This is a genomic window from Aeromonas sp. R7-2 (assembly GCF_040908105.1).
Taxonomy (GTDB): Bacteria; Pseudomonadota; Gammaproteobacteria; order Enterobacterales; family Aeromonadaceae; genus Aeromonas; species Aeromonas caviae.
The window spans coordinates 17,310-38,838 of sequence record NZ_JBFODC010000012.1 but is presented as its reverse complement, the minus strand read 5'-3'; the positions used below and the strand labels follow the sequence as shown (position 1 = coordinate 38,838).

The window sequence follows — 21,529 nt, the reverse complement described above, 5'->3', positions numbered from 1 at the left end:
GTCATCAAAAAGCGGGGACGGGTTTAGCCGGCCTTGTGCTGCTCGGCCAGATAGAGCCAGGTGTCGACCACGGTATCGGGGTTGAGCGACACGGAATCGATCCCCTGCTCGACCAGCCAGGCGGCGAAGTCCGGGTGATCGGACGGCCCCTGGCCGCAGATCCCCACGTACTTGCCCGCCTTGCGGGCGGCGGCGATGGCCATGGCCAGCAGTGCCTTGACCGCCTCGTTGCGCTCGTCGAACAGGTGGGCGATGAGCCCGGAGTCCCGATCCAGCCCAAGGGTTAACTGGGTCATGTCATTGGAGCCGATGGAGAAGCCGTCGAAGTGCTCGAGGAATTTGTCCGCCAGCAGCGCATTGGAAGGCAGCTCGCACATCATGATGACTTTCAGGCCGCGCTCGCCACGGCGCAAGCCGTTCTCAGCCAGTATCTCCACCACCTGCTCCGCCTCACCCAGGGTACGCACGAAGGGGATCATCACCTCGACGTTGGTCAGCCCCATGACATCCCGCACCCGTTTCATTGCCTCGCACTCGAGGGCGAAGCAGGGGCGGAAGCTGTCGGCGATGTAGCGCGACGCACCACGGAAACCGATCATGGGGTTCTCTTCATGGGGTTCGTAACCACGGCCCCCCACCAGGTTGGCGTACTCATTGGACTTGAAGTCCGACATCCGCACGATGACCCGCTCAGGCCAGAAGGCGGCCGCCAGGGTAGCGATCCCTTCCGTCAGCTTGGCTACGTAGAACTCCCTGGGGCTCTCGTAGCCCGCGATCATCCTGGTGATGGTGGCCTGGAGTTCCGGGGTCTGCTGATCGAACTCCAGCAGCGCCTTGGGGTGGACCCCGATCATGCGGTTGATGATGAACTCGAGGCGGGCCAGGCCCACACCGGCATTCGGCAACTGGGCAAAATCGAAGGCGCGGTCCGGATTGCCGACGTTCATCATGATCTTGATGGGCAGGCGCGGCATGTTGCCCACCTCGGTCACCGCCACGTCAAAGTCGAGCTCGCCGTCATAGATGAAGCCGGTGTCCCCTTCCGCACAGGAGACGGTGATGAGCTGACCATCCTGGATGTGGTCGGTGGCGTTGCCGCAACCCACCACTGCCGGAATGCCAAGCTCCCGGGCGATGATGGCGGCGTGACAGGTGCGTCCACCCCGGTTGGTGACGATGGCGGAAGCGCGCTTCATGATGGGCTCCCAATCCGGATCCGTCATGTCGGTGACCAGCACATCGCCGGGCTGCACTTCATCCATCTGGCTGATGGAAGAGATGACACGGGCCGGACCCGCGCCAATCTTGTGGCCGATGGCGCGCCCCTCGATCAGCACCTTGCCGGTTTGCTTGAGGGCAAAGCGCTCGAGGGTATTGGCTTCCTGGCGGCTACGCACGGTTTCCGGACGGGCCTGAACGATGTAGAGCTTGCCATCCTGACCATCCTTGGCCCACTCGATGTCCATCGGGCGACCGTAGTGCTGCTCGATGATGAGGGCCTGCTTTGCCAGGGCCATCACTTCCTCGTCCGTGATGCAGAAGCGGTTGCGCTCGGCATCGGTGGTGTCGACCACCTTCACCTGACGGCCATGACCGGCATCCCCGGAGTAGGTCATCTTGATGAGCTTGGAGCCCAGCGTCTTGCGCACCACGGCGGGGCGCCCGGCCTTGAGGGTCGGCTTGTGCACATAGAACTCGTCCGGGTTGACGGCCCCCTGCACCACCATCTCGCCCAGGCCCTGGGCGCCGGTGATGAAGACCACGTCGTTGAAGCCGGATTCGGTATCCAGGGTGAACATGACGCCGGAGGCGGCGAGGTCCGAGCGCACCATGCGCTGCACCCCGGCGGAGAGAGCGACCCCCTTGTGGTCATAGCCCTGATGGACCCGGTAGGAGATGGCGCGATCGTTGAACAGAGAGGCAAACACATGCTTGATGGCAGTCATGACGGCATCGATACCGCGCACGTTGAGGAAGGTCTCCTGCTGACCGGCAAACGACGCATCCGGCATGTCTTCCGCGGTGGCGGAGGAGCGCACGGCAAAGGATGCCTCGAGCCCGGCGCTCAGCTTGTCATAGGCCTCGCGCACCGCCTGCTCCAGAGCGGGCTGGAAGGGCGCTTCCACCACCCAGTCGCGGATCTGCTGACCGGCCCGGTTGAGGGCGGCGATGTCATCCACATCCAGAGTGTCGAGCAGGTCATGGATCTTGCCGTTGAGGCCGCTTAACTCCAGAAACTCGTTAAACGCAAAGGCCGTGGTCGCAAACCCGCCCGGCACGGACACGCCGGCCCCCGAGAGGTTGCTGATCATCTCGCCAAGGGATGCATTCTTGCCGCCGACGCGTTCAACGTCCTGCATACCGAGCTGTTCGTACCAGAGTACGTACTGTTGCATTTGCATGTCTCCAGGTTGGGGGGCCAGGGTGACAATTCACCTGCTGTGCCAAGTCGTGTGTTTTTGTTAGTGTCTGTTGCCAACGACCATGAAAACGTTTTCTATTTATTGTCAAAAAAATCCCCGAGCAAGAGTTGGGGATGGTCGTTTGACACAGGCATTCTACAATAGCGACACAAAAAGGTAACGACTCAGGTTTGCAAGCGAGTTCACAACTTGGGCATGGCAGATCTGTTGACAAAAACGATATGGTTTCGAGAGATACTTATTTCTCGCCGCCCCCTGGAGCGCACCACAGGAGTCCGCAGTGCACACCGTATTCTATGTATCCGACGGCACCGCCATCACCGCCGAAGTCTTCGGCCACGCCGTGTTGAGCCAGTTTCCCCTGGCCTTCGAACAGGTAACCATCCCCTTTGTCGAGACCCAGGAGAAAGCGCGCCAGGTACGGGCACGCATTGATGAGCAGTTTCGCCAGACCGGGGTGCGCCCCATCCTGTTTCACACCATCGTCGACCCCATGGTGCGTGAAGAGGTGCTCAAGGCCCAGGCCAGCAGCCACGATTTTCTCAACACCTTCGTGAGCCCTCTCGAACAGGAGCTCGGTATCAAGGCCGAACCCAGGTTGCATCGCACCCATGGCATGGAAAACCGCAAGCTGTACGACGATCGCATCGAAGCGGTCAACTTTGCGCTGGCCAACGACGATGGCATCACCACCAGGGAGTATGACGAGGCAGACATCATCCTCATCGGGGTCTCCCGTTGCGGCAAGACACCGACCAGCCTCTATCTGGCACTGCAATTTGGCATTCGCGCCGCCAACTATCCCTTTATCGAGCAGGACATGGGATCGCTGGAGCTGCCCGCCGCCCTCAAGGCCAATCGCCACAAATTGTTCGGCCTCACCATCATGCCGCAGCGGCTGCACGAGATCCGCAACCAGCGCCGCGCCAACAGCCGCTACTCCTCGCTTGATCAATGCAAACAGGAGCTGGCCAGCGTCGAGAGGCTGTTCCGCCAGGAGGCGATCCGCTTCCTCGATACCAGCTCCCACTCGGTCGAGGAGATCAGCGCCAAGATCCTGGAAGCGACCGGCCTTCGCCGCCAGCTCTGCTAACCTGCAAGGCTGTGACAGCACAACACACCATTTAAACAAGTCAGTGGCAAGATAACGAAACAGAAGAACAGGATGAAAAAATGATGCCAGCATCATCGCTGGCATCCCATCACTCGCGGGGCGAGCAGGCTCAGGGCTTGTTGAGTTCCTTGTTGTTCATCAACATGCCGTGAAAATGGATGAGTCCCCTGCCCTTGCGGACTCGCTCGCTCAGCCAGCAAGCTGGCACCATCCCCATCCCGGCAGCAAGGATGAGCACCATGGCGATGTGGTTCACCAGGTAATCCGCTCCCAACCAGCCCCAGACAACAAGGCTGCTCATCGCCATCGTCAGCAACATGGGGGATAGCCAGATCCCGAGCCAGAGCACGGCCATCACCAGGCCACCGACTATACGCTCCATCATATGAGTCCCTTTTTATCAAAGGGCAACAAGGCCATGAAAACCGGACTGAGTCAATAGATTAAAATCCACCCGAACACAAAACCAGCAACCACTCTCAAAACCCCTTCCCAGATCATGAAAAACCTGCATGGCGCACAAAATAGCAGCCAATGATGAGGAAAACAGGTGCATGGACGGTCGATTATCACTATTCTGCTCGGGTTGGTAGCCGCTACAAAAAACAGCCAGCGGCAAACCGTAACGATATAAATACGGATTTCGTCACGTTTTCGGCACAAGATGCCGCGCCAGGCAGAGGAAGTGCTGTGGCTGACGGGACGCGAGCCGAGTGATTTCAGCGACGTAAGGAAGGAAGCATGGATCTTCAACAACACGGCGAGGAGCTCAAGCGCGGTCTGAAAAACCGCCATATCCAGCTTATCGCACTGGGCGGTGCCATCGGTACAGGCCTGTTCCTCGGCATTGCCGACACCATCAAGATGGCGGGCCCTGCGGTGCTGCTGGGCTACGCCATCGGCGGCTTCATCGCCTTCCTCATCATGCGCCAGCTGGGCGAGATGGTGGTGGAAGAGCCGGTTGCCGGCTCATTCAGCCATTTTGCCTACAAGTACTGGGGTGACTTCGCCGGCTTCGCTTCCGGCTGGAACTACTGGGTGCTCTATGTACTGGTGAGCATGGCCGAGCTGACGGCAGTCGGTATCTATGTCCAGTACTGGTGGCCCGAGATCCCGACCTGGATGTCGGCGGCCTTCTTCTTCGTGCTGATCAACGCCATCAACCTCTCCAACGTCAAGGCGTTCGGCGAGATGGAGTTCTGGTTCGCCATCATCAAGGTGGTCGCCATTCTCGGCATGATTGGATTCGGCGGCTGGATGCTGTTCTCCGGCAGCGGCGGCCCCGAGGCCACGGTCAGCAACCTCTGGGCCCAGGGTGGCTTCTTCCCCAACGGCGTCGGCGGGCTGGTGATGGCAATGGCCTTCATCATGTTCTCCTTCGGCGGTCTGGAGCTGGTCGGCATCACGGCAGCGGAAGCGGACAATCCCGAGAAGAGCATCCCAAAAGCCACCAACCAGGTGATCTACCGCATCCTCATCTTCTACATCGGTGCCCTCACCGTACTGCTCTCCCTCTATCCCTGGGGCAAGGTAGTGGAAGGCGGCAGCCCGTTCGTGATGATCTTCCATGCGCTCGACAGCAACCTGGTAGCCAATGTACTTAACCTGGTGGTGCTGACCGCCGCGCTGTCGGTGTACAACAGCTGCGTCTACTGCAACAGCCGCATGCTGTTTGGCCTGGCCAAGCAGGGCAACGGCCCCAAGGCCCTGCTCAAGACCAACAAGAGCGGCGTGCCCCTGACCGCCATCACCATCTCGGCCGCGGCCACCCTGCTGTGCGTGCTCATCAACTATTTGATCCCGGGCAAGGCCTTTGGTCTGCTGATGTCCCTGGTGGTCTCCGCCCTGGTCATCAACTGGGCCATGATCAGCCTGGCGCACCTCAAGTTCCGCAAGGTGAAGGCTGCAGAAGGCGTCACCACCAAGTTCAAGGCACTGTGGAGCCCGTTTGGCAACTACCTCTGCCTCGCCTTCATGGCCGCCATCCTGGTGATCATGTACATGAACGATGGCACCCGCATCTCGGTCGAGCTGATCCCGGCCTGGGTCCTGGTACTCGGTATCGGCTATCTGCTCAAACAGAAGAGCCAACGCAAGCTGGCTACCAACCTGGGCTAGGCATCATGCCTCTCCAGCAAAAATGCCGGTCACTGACCGGCTTTTTTGATATCTATCACCGTCCAGAGTAATCTATTAAACCATTGACTTATCAATGGATAGTACCTAGTTTTAGTCTATTGGTGTCCACTCAAAATGACCGTCATCCGGCGGAAAAGTGGGGGGACAGATGGGGGGACAGAATTTATTCCCCCCACTGGGTAGGAGGATGGCATGGGAAAGCTCAACCCCAAGCAAGTGGAGAATTTGGTCGCAGCCGGCACCTATGAAGACGGCGATGGTTTGCGGCTGGAGGTCAAACCTAGTGGCTCCAAATCCTGGACGTTTCGCTATCAGCTGGATGGCCGGCGCCGTGAGATGGGGCTGGGCAAATTCCCGGCCGTGTCCCTGAAATTGGCCCGTCAGCTTGCCGCCGACGCGCGCAAGCAGTTGAGCATGGGAATCGACCCCTTAGCGGCCCGTGATGCACAGCGCGCCGCTCAGCGCGAGGCGGAGCGCCAAGCTGCAGCACGTCGAATAAACTTCCAACAATTAGCCTTGGACTATCATGCCGCCCATGGCGCTTCGTGGTCTGAAAAATGGAGCAAAGGCTGGCTACGCAAGCTGGAGCTGCACGCCTTTCCCGTCATTGGCCAACTGTCGGCTGATACCATCCAGACGGAGCAGGTCCTGAAAGTGCTGCGTCCGATTTGGGCAGATAAGACCCGCACCGCTGATGAAGTCCGCGGCCAGATTGAGAAAATCCTGGATGCCGCCAAGGCCCGAGGCTTACGTGAAGGGGACAACCCCGCCCGCTGGCGTGGCCACCTGGACAATCTGCTGAGCGCAGCCGACAAAAAGAGGGCGCTTCAGCGTCAGCACTTCCCGGCTTTGGATTGGCGAGCACTTCCCAAACTAATGACAGTGCTATCGCAGTTGTCCAGCCGTGAAGCTGTGGCGGCCCGTCTGCTGATCCTGACTGGCGCCCGCACCAAAATGATCCGCCTCGCCCAGTGGTCGGAATTTGACTGGGAGGCCGGGGTGTGGTCGCTGTCAGCCGGGCGCATGAAGAAGCGTAAACCGTTCACTATTCCCCTGGCTCGGGAAGTGATGTCCATGCTGCAGGGCATGGAGCGGATGGAAGGCAGTCCCTATCTGTTTCCCGGCCAGGGCAAGAGTGGCGCGATGCATGGCAATGCAATGCGCGAGCTGCTGCACGGATTGGGTTACACCGAAATTACCCGGCACGGTTTTCGTTCCACCTTCCGGGATTGGGCCAATGAGCGTACCCACTACCCGCGCGAAATTTGCGAGTTGGCACTGGCTCACGATAAGCGCGACCAGACCGAAGCCGCCTATTCCCGGTCGGACTTTTTGGAAAAGCGCCGGTCAGTAATGGCAGACTGGGCTCGCTATGCCACCACTCCACCAGCCGAGAATGTGCTAGTAGGAGGATTCGGACAAGCATGAAAATGGCACCTAACGAAGCGCAACCCATGCACCCATACCAACTCGGAGATAGGCTCACCCTCAACGAGGCGGCTACCCTGCTTGCAAAGCGAGACCAACGTTCGGGCGAAATCCTGCGCCAGGGTATAGATCGCTGGCGTAAACGGATCAAGTATGGAGTGACAACCAACAAGCTGGTAAGGGTAGAAAAACGAATCACAATCGAAGATCTGGCTGCTTGGGCACGTCAGCTGAAGGTCAGTGGTGCGGACTGGTCAGCCAAGCTCACCGATCTGCCCCGTCCAACCCTGCTTGATGTTGTCGAAGATGCAGCAAGGGCCAGCGATGAGACGCAGGGACTTCGTCTTCCCGAGCACCTTGAGGAGTGCCACAAGGAGATCCGAAGGCTTCATCAGGAAATGAGGTCGCTGAAGCAACGACTCGTTGCCAGCGAGCATGAGGCTGACCAGCTACGCGAACCGGCGCAGAAGTACAGGGATAATTGCGAGAAGAATCGACGGTCTGCACTGCGACGCCGGAGCCAGCGTTAGTGCTTACCCATACCACCTAACCTCCCTTTCCCCAATGCCTCAGCCCCAGGAGCTCGATACCCCTGGGGCTTTTTGATCGCAAAGCCAGGGTGCTTTGTGTGTTGATGGACACCTACGCCATCAGCTCCTCACTTGGCGATTGTCCGGCCAGTGTAAAGACAACTCCCACCCTTCCCATGCCGCGCTTGATGAATGTCATTGTTCGTTACCACCGTACCAATCCAGAACGCCAACGTCCCCGATGACATTGGCACGGAGGAGTGTGACTTACACGTGTTGGAGCCCCCCTACAGCTGAGCTGAACAAGGGTAAGGTGGCCTGCCGCTACCAATAGCTCAGGCCGAATTACGTCGCTAGGGGATATCAATATGTAGAGAAAATAACTTAGCGTTGCAGCTCATTTTTCTCTACTTATAATGAAGAAGCTAAGTCCACTCAGCCCTATCGGGCACTAAGGAGATTTAGCAATGTCTACTCATTCCCCCACCCCCGAGCGCCGCATCATGCGGCTTCCGCAGGTCAAGACCGCCACTGGTTTCGGTCGCGCCTGGATTTACGAGCTGATGAAGCGTGGCGAGTTCCCCCAAGCTCGCAAGATCGGTACCCGTGCCATTGGCTGGGATTCTGATGAGGTCCAGCAGTGGGTATCCCAGCGGTTGGATGGGGGCAACTAACATGCGCCCCTTCCAAAACATGCAGCAGTGCAGCGAGGCTAACGACAGCCAGCGCTGCCTGTGCCCACCACTCCACACCTGGTCTCTGAACAACTGGCAAGCCCAACTCAAGGCCACCAAAGACCATCACACCTGGATGTGTCACGCCTTGCAGCAGCGTGCCCGGCAGGGAAAGGATACGGTTGAATACCACTACATCAACGAGTTGAACATGATTAACCGTCTGGTGTTGGGGATGGAGAGTAAGCAGTGGCTTACCGCGCGGGGGCTGGCGGGGGAGCTGCGCCAGCATCTGACGTCGTATCAGCTTGAGCAAATTACCTTTCTGGAGCGTAGCAACGCCATCCTTCTGGCTGCCAACATGCCCTTCCTCGAACGCAAAGCATCCTTGGCAACGCTGTTGGCACTCGGTTTCGATCCGAAGCGTGATGAGCGTTGGGGGGGCCTCACCTCGCCTGACACTGGGGCATAAATCATGGTGCGTAATGGGTCAACAGTTGACGACCTGGACCCACCACCTCATCACAAGCGTCCCCTAATGACCCCCTCTGGCAATGACCCTCATACCATGGCCAATTACCGCGAATTAGCCCCCAAAAAAGCCTATCTGTCGCATGGCATTAGTTGCGGTAATCCCGCCATGCTAATCCCGCCACAAAAAATGGCGTATTTCCAGCAATGGCGCGGTCTGGCTGGACGCTCACATCGTCAGAAAAAGGCGGTTTTTTATAATATCTATAAGGGGGGTTATCCAGTTAGAGACCTTAATACAGTTGTCATTCACGGGCGGCTCCTGCCGTGGGTGGCGACGCATGTTTGAGGACGGTGGGTTGCCGTCATCGGTGGTGGCCAACCTGACAGGTGAGGCCAAGCGCAAACAGGGCGAGCGTTATGACTATGTGACGCATCGGAACGAATACCCATTTGCAGGAATGAACTACCCGATCAACTCGACCAAGTCGGGCTGCTATACCCTGATCCTGCAGAGAACCATCGAGCAACTCACTGCCATGGTCGACCTTTATCGGCGGGTGCTGTTTGTCCGGTTTGATCTTCACCATCTCCAGCCAGAGGCCACTAGTGAACGTGTCAGCGCGTTCATTGAGGCCGCTCGCAAACATGCTAAGCGTCGCTACCAAACGCGGCATATGGGGTTCCTGTGGGTGAGGGAGCAGGAAAAAGCTCAGCGTCAGCATTACCACCTGGTCCTGATGCTGGACGGTGACAAGATAAGGTATTCGTCCAAATTGCTTGCAGAGCTGGGGGAGATTTGGGCGCGCATGGGGGGAACAGCCTCAATACCTAAGAAGCCGTACATCTTCATCGACAAGCCAGCATTGGTGGCGGACGCAGTCTACCGGGCCAGCTACCTTGCCAAGGCGAGGGGCAAGGGGTTCCGACCAGACGGTGCCCGTGATTTTGGATGTTCGCGCATCAAGTCAAGGGCTCCTTAACCGTTCTTAGGGAGCGGTCACCCCTGTAGGGGCTGCGGTGGAATTTATCTCTTGCGATGATGATTGCGCCAGGTGCAATCCGATGGTAGGCAGCGGTGGAGGAAAAAGCAGGTCCGACTGTGTCCAATCCATTTTCTATTTTGGGCTAGTTGGACGTGGCCATCAGTACCGGGCGAGGTAGTCGAGATGGTAGATCCGTGAAGTTTGGGAGGATACCCAATGAATGAGCTGATGAAAATGGGCGCAGATCCGGTGATGAGCAGTGTGGAAATTGCGGAGCTGACTGGTAAGCGGCATGACCATGTGTTGGTCGATATCCGCAAGATGCTGGTTGAAATTCAATCTCCCGAGAAAGCGGGAGATTACAAAGACAGGATGGGACGTATCCAACCGTGTCTGATGTTGGATAAAGAGGAGACCCTTTGCCTGGTTGCTGGCTACAACACCGACCTGCGCATGCGGATCATTCGCCGCTGGCAGCAATTGGAGCAGCGGAGCCCCAAGGTCCCGCAGACCATGCCCGAGGCGTTACGGCTGGCTGCTGAGTTGGCCGAGCAGAATATCGCACTGGAGCAGAAGGTGGCTGAGGATGCCCCGAAGGTGATGTTCGCTGACTTGGTAGCTGGGGAAGACAAGGGGATTCTCCTCGGCACCTTTGCCAAGACGGTGGGCATCGGCCCGAATCGCATCTTTGCGCTGCTGCGTGAGATGGGGATCCTGATGACGGGCAAAATCCAGAAGAACTTGCCCTACCAAGAGTATCAGGACCGGGGTTATTTTACGGTGGTTCAGTCAACCGTCCTGGTAAAGGGGAAGACTTGGCTGAGGTTTACGCCCCGGCTCACCGGCAAGGGACAGCAGTGGCTGATCAAGAAGTTGTTGGATAGTGGCCATCTGAAAGCGGTGGCAGTGTAACGCATGGCTACACCGCTGCATGCGGCAACCTGTAACAAGGTCAGCAGTGCTGAAGGTACTCAATTTAGTTCTGCATTGGATGACCAATAACGAAGACGTGGAGTATGCCGAGCAACAGTAGATGCAAGAGCCCGCAAAGCTTCAATTATCAGATTTGGAACCCTGTAAAAAACAGGTAATTAACAGAGCGCTACAGTTTCAAATTACGGTTTCGTGGTCGTAGCATGAGCAGTCAACGTCAAGCGTCGGGAGCGTAGTAATGAAGTATCAACCTGGGAAATCGGGTAATGCTGCTGGCCGCCCCAAAGGCGCACTGGGCAAGCGCAGCCAGTTGCCGGCTAACCTCGTCGCCGAAGCACTGCAGCAGTTACGGGCGGCCGTTGAGGCAGGCGAGATGCAAGCTGTGAAGCTGGTCATTGAGCGGGCCTATCCTGCGCTCAAGCCCGTGACGCCTGAGCACTCCATTGATGCTGAATTGTTAGAGCTCAAGATCCGCAGCCTGCGTGACGTTGAAGAGCGGGTGGCAAAGCTGGAAGCGTCGTTACTGTCAGGGGAAAAGTATGACCAGCCGTAACATTTCAGGCCGCCTGGCTCGTCTCGAGCAGTGCGTTGATCCGGATAAGCAATTGAAAGTTGTGAGTCAGGTGAGTTTCGTAGCACTGGTTGATGGCGATGACCCCCGGTGCGGTTCCTGGAACATCTGTATGCAAGAAAAAACAGCAACCTCATCGTTCACAGGGATCGAGTTTTATGGCCGGGACCTTGCTCATATTGAGGCACTTAGAGACGAGTACCGGCAACAACAGGCGACTGATGGCGCCAAAGTAGAGCAATAATTTCATCGCTGCATCCCGCACTGCAATCTCGTTCGGGACGAAGGGGTCGGAGGTTCGAATCCTCTCACACCGACCAAATTCAACAAGGGCTTAGCTTCGACTAGGCCCTTGTGCTTTTCCGGTCCCCCAGTTCTGTGGGGCATTTGTGGGGCATTTTGATTTGCCGCCCTGCTTACCACATCCGTAATTGCCAGTTCTTGGCTCCTCATCAGCAGTTTCCCCTTTCAGGGAAACGTGCTAACTATTTCCTTTCATACAGATTACCCGATCTTGCTATGGGTCTCACATGGGCAATCTGTTTCAGTGTCTTTGAATATCAAGATTCGACGGCTGGAAAAGGATCACCAGATATGAATGGCCAGGCGCGGCAATGTCAGGATTTTTACCAGACTATCTTTGCTGGATATGCTCAGCAGCTTGCCCCATTCGCCGCACTTGATGAGTGCCTTCACGACTTTCTGGATCAACGTCCGAGCGGCAAGTACACAACTCGCAATCGTGCTGCCGGACTAGCTGCCGCGTCCTTTTGGTGGGAGCCAGTCAATCTTGAAGGTGCTCAACTGGCAAGCTTGGCACTGGGACGTATTTTGCATTTTGAGGATGCTATTAACACTGCGCTGCTGGATCATCTGGCCGCTCGTCATCCAGATGTATTGCGCTGGGCGATTCGTTACTCGAAGCTGTTTACACGCAGCGATTCACTGATCTGGCGGCATCTCCGAGACAATCTCGGTAGCGGAGATTGGTACGAATTTTTCGGCGTCTGTGATCGTCTCCTTGAGCAACTCGAACCATTCGACGAAGCAATTGCACTGGCTGAGACCCACCTGAAGTCGCTTTCGTTACTAGAGCTGCTTTCCTATTTGAGCGTGATCGCATATGGGCAACTTGGTGCCTCTCAGGGTAAGGACAGTTCTGCGGAAGATTGGGATGTCTATGATCGGCTAATAGCGCGCAAGCTGTCGAATTGCTCTGAGTGTGATTTTCAACTGACAGAGGAAGCTCTCGGCCGCTCTATTAAGCGTCATTTGTCGCCAATCCTTTTTCCACAGTCAGGTGTGGGGCGAGAGAACGTTGCCAACCTCGAATCGGTCGCCTTGCTTATTGCCGCCATGCGCGAGCGAATCGACTACGAGAATTCCATCAATTGGTTCTGTTTTGACAGTGATTGCGGTTACCAGCTCAAACCGGGACAACCGGTCATTTTCAACAAAACATATACGGGCTCACAGCGCTGGCAGCGTACCGGGCGCAAAAGCAAGTTGCTTTGGCACTACTGGATGTACCGCGCGATTGACCAATTCGCAGCTTCAGATATAGCTGGCAAAATCATCGGGAGACCGGAAAATCACGAAGCGAATCAGCTTGCTTACATAAAAGCCATCCGCAGTCAGCTTTACCTGCAGACGATTTTCGGTCTGGGTGAGCGGGTCAGACTGAACGACGGAGCTGAGGTAGCACTGCACCACGCGATATTAGCCAGTGAGCTGACGACAGTGTTTTTTGAGCAGGCGTTTCTTCAGCCTTTTCTTCGCTATATGGACGACTCAGGTGTAGCAGCGAAAGCACTTGGTCAATTAGCTCTGGACGGGCTTGTACAAGGCGAGAATCGCTTTCCCATCACCTGGTCGGAACCGAAAGATAAGATCAGTCGAATTTGTGGTTGGACCGTCAGTCCTGAGCATCCCAAGGGCGACACCGAAGCGGCCAGTGCCATCCTGAAGTTCTGGACCAGTGATCTGCAGGCTCTATCCGCACAGATGAGGCAAGTACCTAACATGCCTTCACCACGGCTGTACGAGCGACCGTTCTACAAGATTGGCCGCTACAGCTTTCAGTTCCCCTGGGTTGCCGGTCAACAGAACAATCTGACCGCTGCGGTGAATAACCTGCGTCGTGTTGAACAACGCCGGACAGCTTTGCGCAGCGAAACGGAGCGTATTGAACATACCCTTGCCGAAGCGCTAAGGCAGAGGGGGTTCAGCGTCGTCGTGGGCTACCAACCACCATTGAGTGATGAGCGCGATGCTGGTGAGGTGGACCTGATCTGTCACTTGGATGGGGTAGTGTTGCTGCTGGAGGTCAAGTCTGGCTTCATCCGTTCAACTCGTCATGAAGTCTGGCTGCATCGAACCAATACCCTGCGCAAGGCGGCGAGGCAGTTAAAGCGCAAGCAACCGGTTGTGCTTCAAGCCTTGCTAAATGACCAAGGGTTGCGTTCAGCTCTATTGCTGAGTGATTTCAATCACCTGCCAGCCCTGCATGCCTGGGTTGTGGATACTTCGATTGAATTTGATGGTGAGGTCATCGATGGTTTCCACGTCGTCTCCCGCGAGATCATGGAGATCGCTTTGCGCGATGAACCGCATTATCTGCGGGCGTTTGAACAGATGGACGAGGCTGAGGTTGAGAATGAGGAAGAGACACTGTATGCCGACGGATTCAGTGCGCAAGCTCTTGTTAGGTTGATCGAGTCCGATGGGGTCTGGTGTGACTTGCTTTAGGCACCAGCCATTTGGCATGAACCAGAGATGGATAGCTAGCACCACCATATCTGTGTACCTACACAGCCAGCCCCCATCGATACCGAAGCAGGGTTTGTAGTCAAGATTCAATGCTTTTGTCACGCTTCACGACCGTGACACTTTTTAAATTTTTTTCCGGAACCACAGTGACAAGGTTCGTTTCGTCCCAATTGTGGAATATTGGAGGCACTACGCAAAACACTCATCCGCTGGCGTTCTCGGGACATTTGCCGTATCGGTCGTGGATTGAGGCAGGCTTCACGTAGCAGGTACGCAACACCCTGATCGCTTGATATGCGACCTAAATTGTACATCTGTTCGGCAACCGCCATCTGCCGGACTTGTCTATCGACAACAGGGATACAGTGATGGTCGAAGAGGGTCAAAGTGATGATGTCACTGCCATTTAGCGAACTATCCGGCCCATTTACGTTGATCTGCTCTCGCAGACGCTCGACGACGTTTTTACAGGCCAACAAGCATTCGCCACGTAAATCCGTTGGATCACCATCTGTTGACAGGAGTGCGAAGCAGTCTTGCAGATATACCGCCGCACGAAGTAGATCCGGCCGCTGGCTAGTACGCTCATAGATCATATCAGCTGCTGATAGAGTCGCACGGGCCCTAAACTCATCAAATTCCATCGCCCGCTCAAACTCAGCCTCCGCATCGCTAGCAGGGCGATTCGGAATCCTGCCGTCACGAATTAAACAGGCTAGTTGATACACCGCACAGGGGTAATCCTGAGCGGCTGCTTCCTCAAGCCAGTGGATGAAGTCTGTTTCGCTTTTTGGCACCCCTGTGCCATTCATGAAGAGGACAGCAAGATTGTACTGCGCCTGGGGGAAGCCAGCTTGCGCTGCTTGGAGGGTAAGCTGCGCAGCTTTAATCGGGCTGGCCTCACATCCGACACCTTCAAGATACATGAGCCCCAACCCAGAGAGAGCTGCGGGATGGCCCAACTTTGCTGCACGGCCATATAACTCGAATGCGTAAGCTTCATCTTGAACAAAAATACCTATCCCAGAAATTGTTCTCTGGGCTGCATAGACAAGAGCGTCAGCATGACCCGCAAGCGCTGCCTGCGATATGTATAGCTCCCCTTCATGAATCTGTGCTTGCCCTTTCTCCTGATCATTGAACAAGTGCTTGGTTAGATAGTGTCCGTACTCGTAAAGACAGTTGGGGTGTTTCTTGTTGGCCCCTCTTTTGAACCAGAACATGGCATGGTCGATATCTTCTTTCGCTTCCAGAGGGTATCCATCGGAATGAAGCAACACCGCATCTTTGGAGTGTTGATCTGCTCTTTCCTTGAAAAAATTACCCGCCTGATTCATGGCGTCGACATCCTGATCAAGCATCGCGCGGACACACATCTCTTTCAGAACTCCAGATTCAATTTCTGCGATGTCATATTCAGGTACATCCTGATGCCTAGCTGTATAGAGATGCTCAATCAGGTTCCTCGCCACGACCAATGCCTCAGCTACGAGAGCTGGTAGGTTCAGCTTAATGAAATCGTAACTTTCTGGATGGGCAGCCTTATTTCCACTGTTTTGCAACAACCGTAATTGTTGTTTCACTTTTGGCTTGAGCATTCCCTGTTGATCAAGATGGGAGATTTTGTCGGATAGCATCAGCTCCGTTAAGCCACGGTCCAAGTAGTCACAAAAAATTGCGGCCAGACCACGTAGTGACAACAGTGCCAGTACAGGAGTGTCGATACTGAACGCTTTTGCATCTCTGTAAAGTCGTCCTATGTCAGCAGAAGCACCATATGCCAATTGAATGTCGTCCATGAATAATCTCAAGCAGGTTGATGGCCAACAATATCGAAAAAAGCCCTAGTGTGTGCAAGGTCTTGGTCGATACAAGTTTGTTAATTTTGACGGGTTATAGCATTTTATTGGCGAAAACACCGCCGATTACATTCACAATGAATGCTGAAGATTATGGCGAAGCCGAGACTCGGTGACGTCGTGCCGAATCTCTCCTCGAATGGCTCAAAGAGTGTACCTTTTGACCCATTAAGCCACTCCTCCCAAACCATAGGCTCAAATCTGTTGTTTTCTCTATGAGCCACATCTATATTTAGAGCCATAGATAATGAGCCAACCAAAGAGGCGTATCATGGCGGTGATCGGATATCTCAGGGTCAGCACGGGCGAGCAGAGCATTGGGGCGCAGCGGCACAGCATTGAGCAGACTCACAAGGTGGAGACCTGGTTTGCTGACGAAGGCGTATCGGGGGCAGTGAAGGCGCTACAGCGTCCTGGGTTCGCCGAACTGTTCAAGTTCATACGCAAGGGGGACACGCTGATCGTGCCCGCTGTCGACCGCCTTGGGCGCAATACCATCGACGTGCTGAACACGGTTGAGGCACTGCAAGGCAAGGGCGTTTCAATCATCAGTCTGCGGGAGGGGTTCGACCTGTCCACCCCCATCGGCAAAGCCATGCTGACCATGTTAGCCGCAGTTGCAGAGCTGGAGCGCTCGAACATCAAAACACGTCAGATGGCCGGGATCGCTAAGGCCAAGGCAGAGGGTAAGGCGCTTGGGCGTGAAAAGACAATTGACGATGCAGCTGTCGCTATCTGGCGTAAAGAAAACTCAGCGAGCATCAAATTGACCGCAGAACACTTTGGGATCTCACTCGCCAGCGTTAAGCGCGCTTGTCGGAGATTATAAATGTCCATTATTTGGGGTCATTTCCACTTTCTGCATCTGAATCTAGCTGGCCCAGCTAGTAGCTGATAAATTACTCGCTTTATGACTAATTTCGACGTTATGCCGCCGTTTTTCGACAATCGGAGTATTTAATGAGTGAACCATGGGTGTCTGTCGCACCGACTACCGAATACCTAGGTGTCACATTTGTTTCTATCTGCCGCTGGATCGACCGTAAGGGACAGCCTGCGCACCGTGTTAGGCGTCTCTGGAAGTTTAAGGTGTCCGAAGTCGATGGATGGGTGCGCACGGGTGGTGCCGATGATGAAGCGATGAAAACGAATGCCCTAGGAGCAATAAAGAAATGATTGAGTTTGCCGGAATTGCTACCCACCTCTTGGTGACTGGAGGGTTGCTCGGCCTGCTGGTTGTAGCATTTTTCATTTTCTTCTTGATACCTGGTGTAATTCACTGGTTCAGGCTGCGGAAGATTTCCAACGAGATAGGGGTATTCGAGGCGAGCGTTGCACCCAACAACTTCAAAAGGCTTTTTGCTGGTGACAAGCTGCTTGCCCATCTTTGGGCTGAATTTCAGGACACGCTACATGAGCAGCGGGAAGAACGAGATGGCCAAATGGTTGTTAATGCAGTTCGTTCAACAGTTGCTGCTGAAATGTTTTTCAATGAACAATTTGTTGTCGACAGTCGTCTGCGCACTGAATTTTTCAAGCATTTGCCTGGTATTTTTACCGGTTTGGGCATCATCGGGACTTTCACCGGACTGATCGAGGGATTGCGTCAATTTCAGGTCAGCGAGAACGCGGTAACAGTTCGCGCCAGTCTCGAATCACTGATGCACGCGGTCGGTGAAGCATTCCTCATTTCTGCTACTGCAATTGCGGCCGCTATGCTGGTTACTTTTGTCGAAAAATTGCTTTTGGCCGCGCTTTACCGGAAGACGGAAGCTATTGCTCATGGCATTGACGCTCGCTTCGCGTCTGGTGCGGGCGAGGAATATCTGTCCCGTTTGGTCAACGCATCAGAATCGTCAGCCAGTCAGTCCAAGATCCTCAAGGATGCGCTAGTTAAGGAGCTGGGCGACATCTTGCGAGAGCTCTCTGCTTCTCAGTTGGCGACTGGCCAACAGCTCAACGTGCAACTCGCTCAGCACATTGAAGAGTCATCTGCCCGACAGGTTGCGGCAGCTCGTGAGGATAACCAGCTTCTAGGCGACGTCATCGCAGGCAGCATCGAACGTAGCTTAAAAGATCCCTTGGATAAGATTGCTAATTCCGTTGAGTCTGCTTCCGGCGAGCAGAGTTCTACCGCCGTCCAGATGCTGAATGACGTCATGGTCAGTTTCAGTCAGCGCCTGAACGACCTGTTTGGAGGACAAATCAACGGTATCAATGAGTTGAATCAGCAGACCTCTAAGGGGATGCAGGAAGCAGTTGCTTCGCTCAACGCCTTGGTTGGTAAACTGGAAGAAAGTGGTCGCAAGACAACTGACGACATGGCTGCCCAGATGGCAGCCTCAATCAAGGCGATGGAAGAGCGCCAGGCCAGTATCAATAACCAGACTCAGGAGTTTGTCGACCAGATTCGGCAGCTGGTTCAGTCCTCTCAGGCAGAGACCCAGGAGAAGCTTCAGTCCACGTTGGCTTCTATCGGTCAGCAGATGACTAGTATCCTTGGGACGCTCAACGAGTCTCAGGACAAGGTTTTCGAAGGCAACCGAGCGCGCGAACAATCAATGGCAGAACGTACTTCTACAGCCGTATCAGCGATGACTGGTAGTGTCGAAGCGGCCGTCAAAGAGATATCTGCAGCCTCGCAAACGATGGCACAAAGCGTTTCCACGCTCACGGCGGCCACAGCCTCGACCGTGGACAAGATGAGCGCGGGTGCGAATCGCTTGGATCTGGCCGCTGCCAACTTTGCTGCCGCCGGCGACCGAGTCGCGGCAGTTATGGGACAAACAACTACGGTCAGCGGAAAGCTAGCCGAACTGTCTGGTTCACTCACAACTAGCTCAAGTGCGTTGCAGGACGCCCTTCGAGACTACAAGGTGCAACGTGACTCTGTCAGTACGTTGCTTGCAGATGTGCGTTCGACTATCGAGTTGGCAAGGAAGGAAGCCAGCCTCACTGGTGATGTGCTGCAGCGCATCGAGGCGTCGACCAATAAGCTGAGCCAAGCTCAGAAGGCTGCGGACGAGTACTTGGATGGTGTAAGCGATGTTCTTGCAGGTTCCAGTGAGGCATTCCGAGAATCGGTGGTCTCGACCTTGGCAAAGGTTAACCACGATTTTCATACCAAGCTCAGCAGTGCCGTCGGCCTGCTTTCTACTGCTGTCCAAGAGCTTGAGGTCTCGCTTGGTAGTCTTGGCCCCTTGCCCCGAGGCGCTAAGTAATGTTCAGTATGCATACTATGCGGCGTAGGGGTAACCGCGACGAGGCGGAAAAGCCATTCTGGATCTCATTCGCTGACCTTATGACAGCGCTGATGGTGTTGTTCCTGGTCGTTATGGGCGTTGCGCTGTTGGCTGTCACCAAAAGTGTGTCTGAGCGTGAGAGGAAGCAAGAGCAGCACAGCAAAAACATTGAGCTAATCATGAAGCGTTTCGAACAAGCTGCGGCGCGTCATGAGGGCATCAAGGTCGACAAACTGCGCCATGTCATCGATTTCGGCCAGCGTGCACAATTCGCTTTTGGAGATTGGCGTTTGAACACCCAGCAGGAAGAGGTTCTGCGCAAGTTCGTTCCGGAAATCCTCAACCTTGCCAATGATGACTTAGGCAAAAGCATCCTTAAACGCATTGTCGTCGAGGGCTATACCGATAAAAAGGGAACCTATCTCGCCAACCTGAACCTGAGTCTCCTGCGCAGCCAGCGGGTGCTTTGCACGATGTTTGATACCAGCGGCCCAAGCTTGCTCAATGACGAACAAAAAGAGCAAGTTCGTGGACTGTTTTTTGTGGGTGGATACTCTTTCAATGCGTCAAAGGAGACGGCAGAAGAGAGCCGTCGCGTTGAGATGAGATTGGAATTTCTCGGGGTCGACGAAGCACGTTTAGCACCACCGGCCGGTGCGGGCAACTTTGGCGAGTGCGCACTGCGATGACTGCGCTCAGCCGTCTTTCAAATCTTCTTGGTAGCCTCAGCGCTGCTGAACAGCCATTCCCGCACTCTGACGACTTGGACCCCGTTATTGCTTCGCTTCGCAAGCACAACAAGTTTGGCACCGGTACATATATACCTGAAGACCTTCAACAGGCAGCAGTCCGCAAGTTCTGGGAGACCCAACACTTCGAAACCCTCAAGGACGCTCGCATGGTGTCGTTTAGCATGTGCGTGCCTAGTCGTCCCTCCGGCCCCTGCATCATGGAAGATCGCCAGCGTTTTTTGGCCGTCCTAGATGCCAAGACCGGAGTGGATCAGTGGGTCGACGAGCCTCGCTGGTACCGACGGTGCTACCAAGGCCTGGTGCGAAGCTACTTCGCATATGACGCAATGATTGCTCAAACGCCTTCCATCGCTAAGCAGAACTGGGGCGACCTTCGGGACTATCTTAATGACCGCGCCCAGAACATTACCGACAAGCAAGGAAACCCGGACTGGGTCATCACTGCTGTCAGCAATAGATTGGTGTTTGGTGAGGATCCCTGCGCGGCCTACGCGGAGGATGTCTTATCAGGAGACATGGCCAAGATTGACCATCTGTGCGAACAACTCGGCGTAGTCAAGTCATCTTGGTTCCTGCGCGAGCTCGTTCTGGCCCAAGTACGACAGGCCACCCAGTTTGGATATGAGCAATTCAAGGGACTCATACCTCGTCTGCTTGAGCTTCTGGCCAACAATCAGGTTCTACGTGACCGGGGCCTAATCCTTATGCTAGACAAGTACGCATCAGCATCGCAGCCGGGCATCAACGAACCATTGCGCAATGCTTCTGTCGACTGGTGGGGCAATCCTTGGCTGCCATCGAACGAGACTCGTTGGGGTGGGGTCGTGCCGGCGGCGCGTGAGATGGTCTCCGAGTGGCTCAAACGCGAGTTTATCGAGGCCTTCTTCACCAAACTTGCAGAGGACGGCGTCGGCGACCGCAGGCGTGCCAACTTCTGGCTGCGCTACGTGAAGTCGATGGATAACATCCAGTTTGCACTTGGTCCCCACGCATACGACTCCAGAGACCGTGACTTCATTGCGTTGCGTACGAAAATGAAGGGCCTTTACACAAAGCTCTATACTAATGACCGCTCGAACAACGCCTTCATCATGACCCTAGGTGACTTGGTCGCAGTGGAGTTTGGCGGCATGGGTAATGCGTTCTATGGCTACGATGTTCGCAAAGCGCTTCCGTTTGATGCCTCTTGCCCCGTAGAGACTGCAGTTAACGCACGGAACTCTCTCAAAAACGAGCAGCGGTTGCTTTGGATGGGGCATAAAGACGGCATTAAAGGGTGGAGTCGATGGGAAGACATGTTCGAGGCAACGCTGAAGGAGCACTTCAACATTAACCCGAACGCGATTGCCAAATACGCCCCATCAAGAACGACTGCGTCAACGTCAGCTTCCGTTTCGCAGCCTCCCCATGTGGCTTCTCCACCTCCAGCATTTCATTCTAGGCCCACCCAGACTGGGCAAAGCTTCAGCAGGGCTAATCTTGATGCCTACGCACGGACCCACCGCCTGAAGGTGGAGGACAAAAGCGATATGAATGGCAATCTCTGGGTTAGAACAGATAACAGTATCCCTAGTGTGAGCAAAGCTCTTCTGGATTGGGGATTCCGCTACAAGCCCGGCAAGGGCTGGTGGCGATAGC

The 21,529-nt window shown here is 55.2% G+C and carries 20 protein-coding genes; 17 read left to right on the top strand and 3 right to left on the bottom strand.

The features are described 5' to 3' along the window. Positions 1-23: 23 nt before the first annotated feature. A complete protein-coding gene (gene ppsA, locus AB5Y47_RS01570; RefSeq protein WP_319872694.1) occupies positions 24-2,396 on the bottom strand; it encodes a phosphoenolpyruvate synthase in 2,373 nt (790 codons plus the stop codon). 307 nt (positions 2,397-2,703) lie between these two features. On the opposite strand from ppsA, the gene AB5Y47_RS01565 reads away from it, so the two are divergent. Continuing rightward, positions 2,704-3,516: a pyruvate, water dikinase regulatory protein gene (locus AB5Y47_RS01565; RefSeq protein ID WP_010675153.1), complete on the top strand. Its 813-nt coding sequence runs from the start codon at positions 2,704-2,706 to the stop codon at positions 3,514-3,516. A 130-nt stretch (positions 3,517-3,646) separates the two neighbouring features. Here the strand turns inward: AB5Y47_RS01565 and AB5Y47_RS01560 are convergent, their stop codons facing one another. Further along, positions 3,647-3,922, bottom strand: coding sequence for a hypothetical protein (locus AB5Y47_RS01560; RefSeq protein WP_010675154.1), 276 nt, complete (start codon positions 3,920-3,922; stop codon positions 3,647-3,649). Positions 3,923-4,278: 356 nt separating this feature from the next. On the opposite strand from AB5Y47_RS01560, the gene AB5Y47_RS01555 reads away from it, so the two are divergent. From AB5Y47_RS01555 to AB5Y47_RS01505, 11 genes are all read left to right on the top strand, one after another. Then, on the top strand, positions 4,279-5,655 hold the full coding sequence (locus tag AB5Y47_RS01555) for an amino acid permease (RefSeq protein ID WP_010675155.1): 1,377 nt from the start codon (positions 4,279-4,281) through the stop codon (positions 5,653-5,655). A 213-nt stretch (positions 5,656-5,868) separates the two neighbouring features. Beyond that, positions 5,869-7,104 (top strand): integrase arm-type DNA-binding domain-containing protein, encoded by a 1,236-nt coding sequence (locus AB5Y47_RS01550; RefSeq protein WP_045524336.1) that lies wholly within the window; start codon positions 5,869-5,871, stop codon positions 7,102-7,104. After that, entirely contained in the window at positions 7,101-7,634 is a 534-nt protein-coding gene (locus AB5Y47_RS01545) for a hypothetical protein (RefSeq protein ID WP_139737019.1), read from the top strand. Before AB5Y47_RS01550 ends, AB5Y47_RS01545 begins: the two co-directional genes overlap by 4 nt. Positions 7,635-8,101: 467 nt before the next feature. After that, positions 8,102-8,308, top strand: coding sequence for an AlpA family transcriptional regulator (locus AB5Y47_RS01540; protein ID WP_045524334.1), 207 nt, complete (start codon positions 8,102-8,104; stop codon positions 8,306-8,308). 1 nt (position 8,309) lies between these two features. Beyond that, the gene (locus AB5Y47_RS01535) at positions 8,310-8,780 is read left to right on the top strand and encodes a hypothetical protein (RefSeq protein ID WP_368219677.1); all 471 of its coding nucleotides are present in this window, start codon (positions 8,310-8,312) and stop codon (positions 8,778-8,780) included. A gap of 96 nt (positions 8,781-8,876) precedes the next feature. Next, complete coding sequence (locus tag AB5Y47_RS01530) at positions 8,877-9,128, top strand: hypothetical protein (RefSeq protein ID WP_139737018.1); 252 nt, start codon at positions 8,877-8,879, stop codon at positions 9,126-9,128. Continuing rightward, positions 9,121-9,762, top strand: coding sequence for an inovirus-type Gp2 protein (locus AB5Y47_RS01525; protein WP_045524333.1), 642 nt, complete (start codon positions 9,121-9,123; stop codon positions 9,760-9,762). Before AB5Y47_RS01530 ends, AB5Y47_RS01525 begins: the two co-directional genes overlap by 8 nt. A gap of 219 nt (positions 9,763-9,981) precedes the next feature. Beyond that, positions 9,982-10,677 carry a phage antirepressor KilAC domain-containing protein gene (locus AB5Y47_RS01520; RefSeq protein ID WP_045524332.1) on the top strand — a complete coding sequence of 232 codons (696 nt, stop codon included), beginning with the start codon at positions 9,982-9,984 and terminating at the stop codon, positions 10,675-10,677. Positions 10,678-10,936: 259 nt separating this feature from the next. Beyond that, positions 10,937-11,251 (top strand): hypothetical protein, encoded by a 315-nt coding sequence (locus tag AB5Y47_RS01515; RefSeq protein ID WP_045524331.1) that lies wholly within the window; start codon positions 10,937-10,939, stop codon positions 11,249-11,251. Beyond that, positions 11,238-11,513, top strand: a complete 276-nt coding sequence (locus AB5Y47_RS01510) for a hypothetical protein (RefSeq protein WP_045524329.1) — start codon at positions 11,238-11,240, stop codon at positions 11,511-11,513. The genes AB5Y47_RS01515 and AB5Y47_RS01510 overlap by 14 nt, the downstream gene beginning before the upstream one ends. Before the next feature lie 275 nt (positions 11,514-11,788). Further along, a complete protein-coding gene (locus AB5Y47_RS01505) occupies positions 11,789-14,017 on the top strand; it encodes a nuclease-related domain-containing protein (RefSeq protein ID WP_319863443.1) in 2,229 nt (742 codons plus the stop codon). A 119-nt stretch (positions 14,018-14,136) separates the two neighbouring features. Here AB5Y47_RS01505 and AB5Y47_RS01500 read toward each other — a convergent pair whose 3' ends face one another. Further along, the gene (locus AB5Y47_RS01500) at positions 14,137-15,837 is read right to left on the bottom strand and encodes an SEC-C metal-binding domain-containing protein (RefSeq protein ID WP_323952243.1); all 1,701 of its coding nucleotides are present in this window, start codon (positions 15,835-15,837) and stop codon (positions 14,137-14,139) included. Between the two features lie 331 nt (positions 15,838-16,168). Here AB5Y47_RS01500 and AB5Y47_RS01495 point away from each other — a divergent pair, with 331 nt between their 5' ends. The 5 genes from AB5Y47_RS01495 (at position 16,169) to AB5Y47_RS01475 (ending at position 21,528) form a co-directional block, all read left to right on the top strand. After that, positions 16,169-16,726: a recombinase family protein gene (locus tag AB5Y47_RS01495; RefSeq protein WP_368219671.1), complete on the top strand. Its 558-nt coding sequence runs from the start codon at positions 16,169-16,171 to the stop codon at positions 16,724-16,726. A 131-nt stretch (positions 16,727-16,857) separates the two neighbouring features. Beyond that, positions 16,858-17,073: an excisionase family DNA-binding protein gene (locus AB5Y47_RS01490; RefSeq protein WP_368219669.1), complete on the top strand. Its 216-nt coding sequence runs from the start codon at positions 16,858-16,860 to the stop codon at positions 17,071-17,073. After that, positions 17,070-19,118: an anti-phage ZorAB system protein ZorA gene (gene zorA, locus AB5Y47_RS01485; protein WP_368219667.1), complete on the top strand. Its 2,049-nt coding sequence runs from the start codon at positions 17,070-17,072 to the stop codon at positions 19,116-19,118. The genes AB5Y47_RS01490 and zorA overlap by 4 nt, the downstream gene beginning before the upstream one ends. Then, the gene (locus AB5Y47_RS01480) at positions 19,118-19,828 is read left to right on the top strand and encodes a flagellar motor protein MotB (protein WP_058052924.1); all 711 of its coding nucleotides are present in this window, start codon (positions 19,118-19,120) and stop codon (positions 19,826-19,828) included. Before zorA ends, AB5Y47_RS01480 begins: the two co-directional genes overlap by 1 nt. Beyond that, positions 19,825-21,528 (top strand): EH signature domain-containing protein, encoded by a 1,704-nt coding sequence (locus AB5Y47_RS01475; RefSeq protein WP_368219665.1) that lies wholly within the window; start codon positions 19,825-19,827, stop codon positions 21,526-21,528. Before AB5Y47_RS01480 ends, AB5Y47_RS01475 begins: the two co-directional genes overlap by 4 nt. Position 21,529 lies beyond the last annotated feature (1 nt).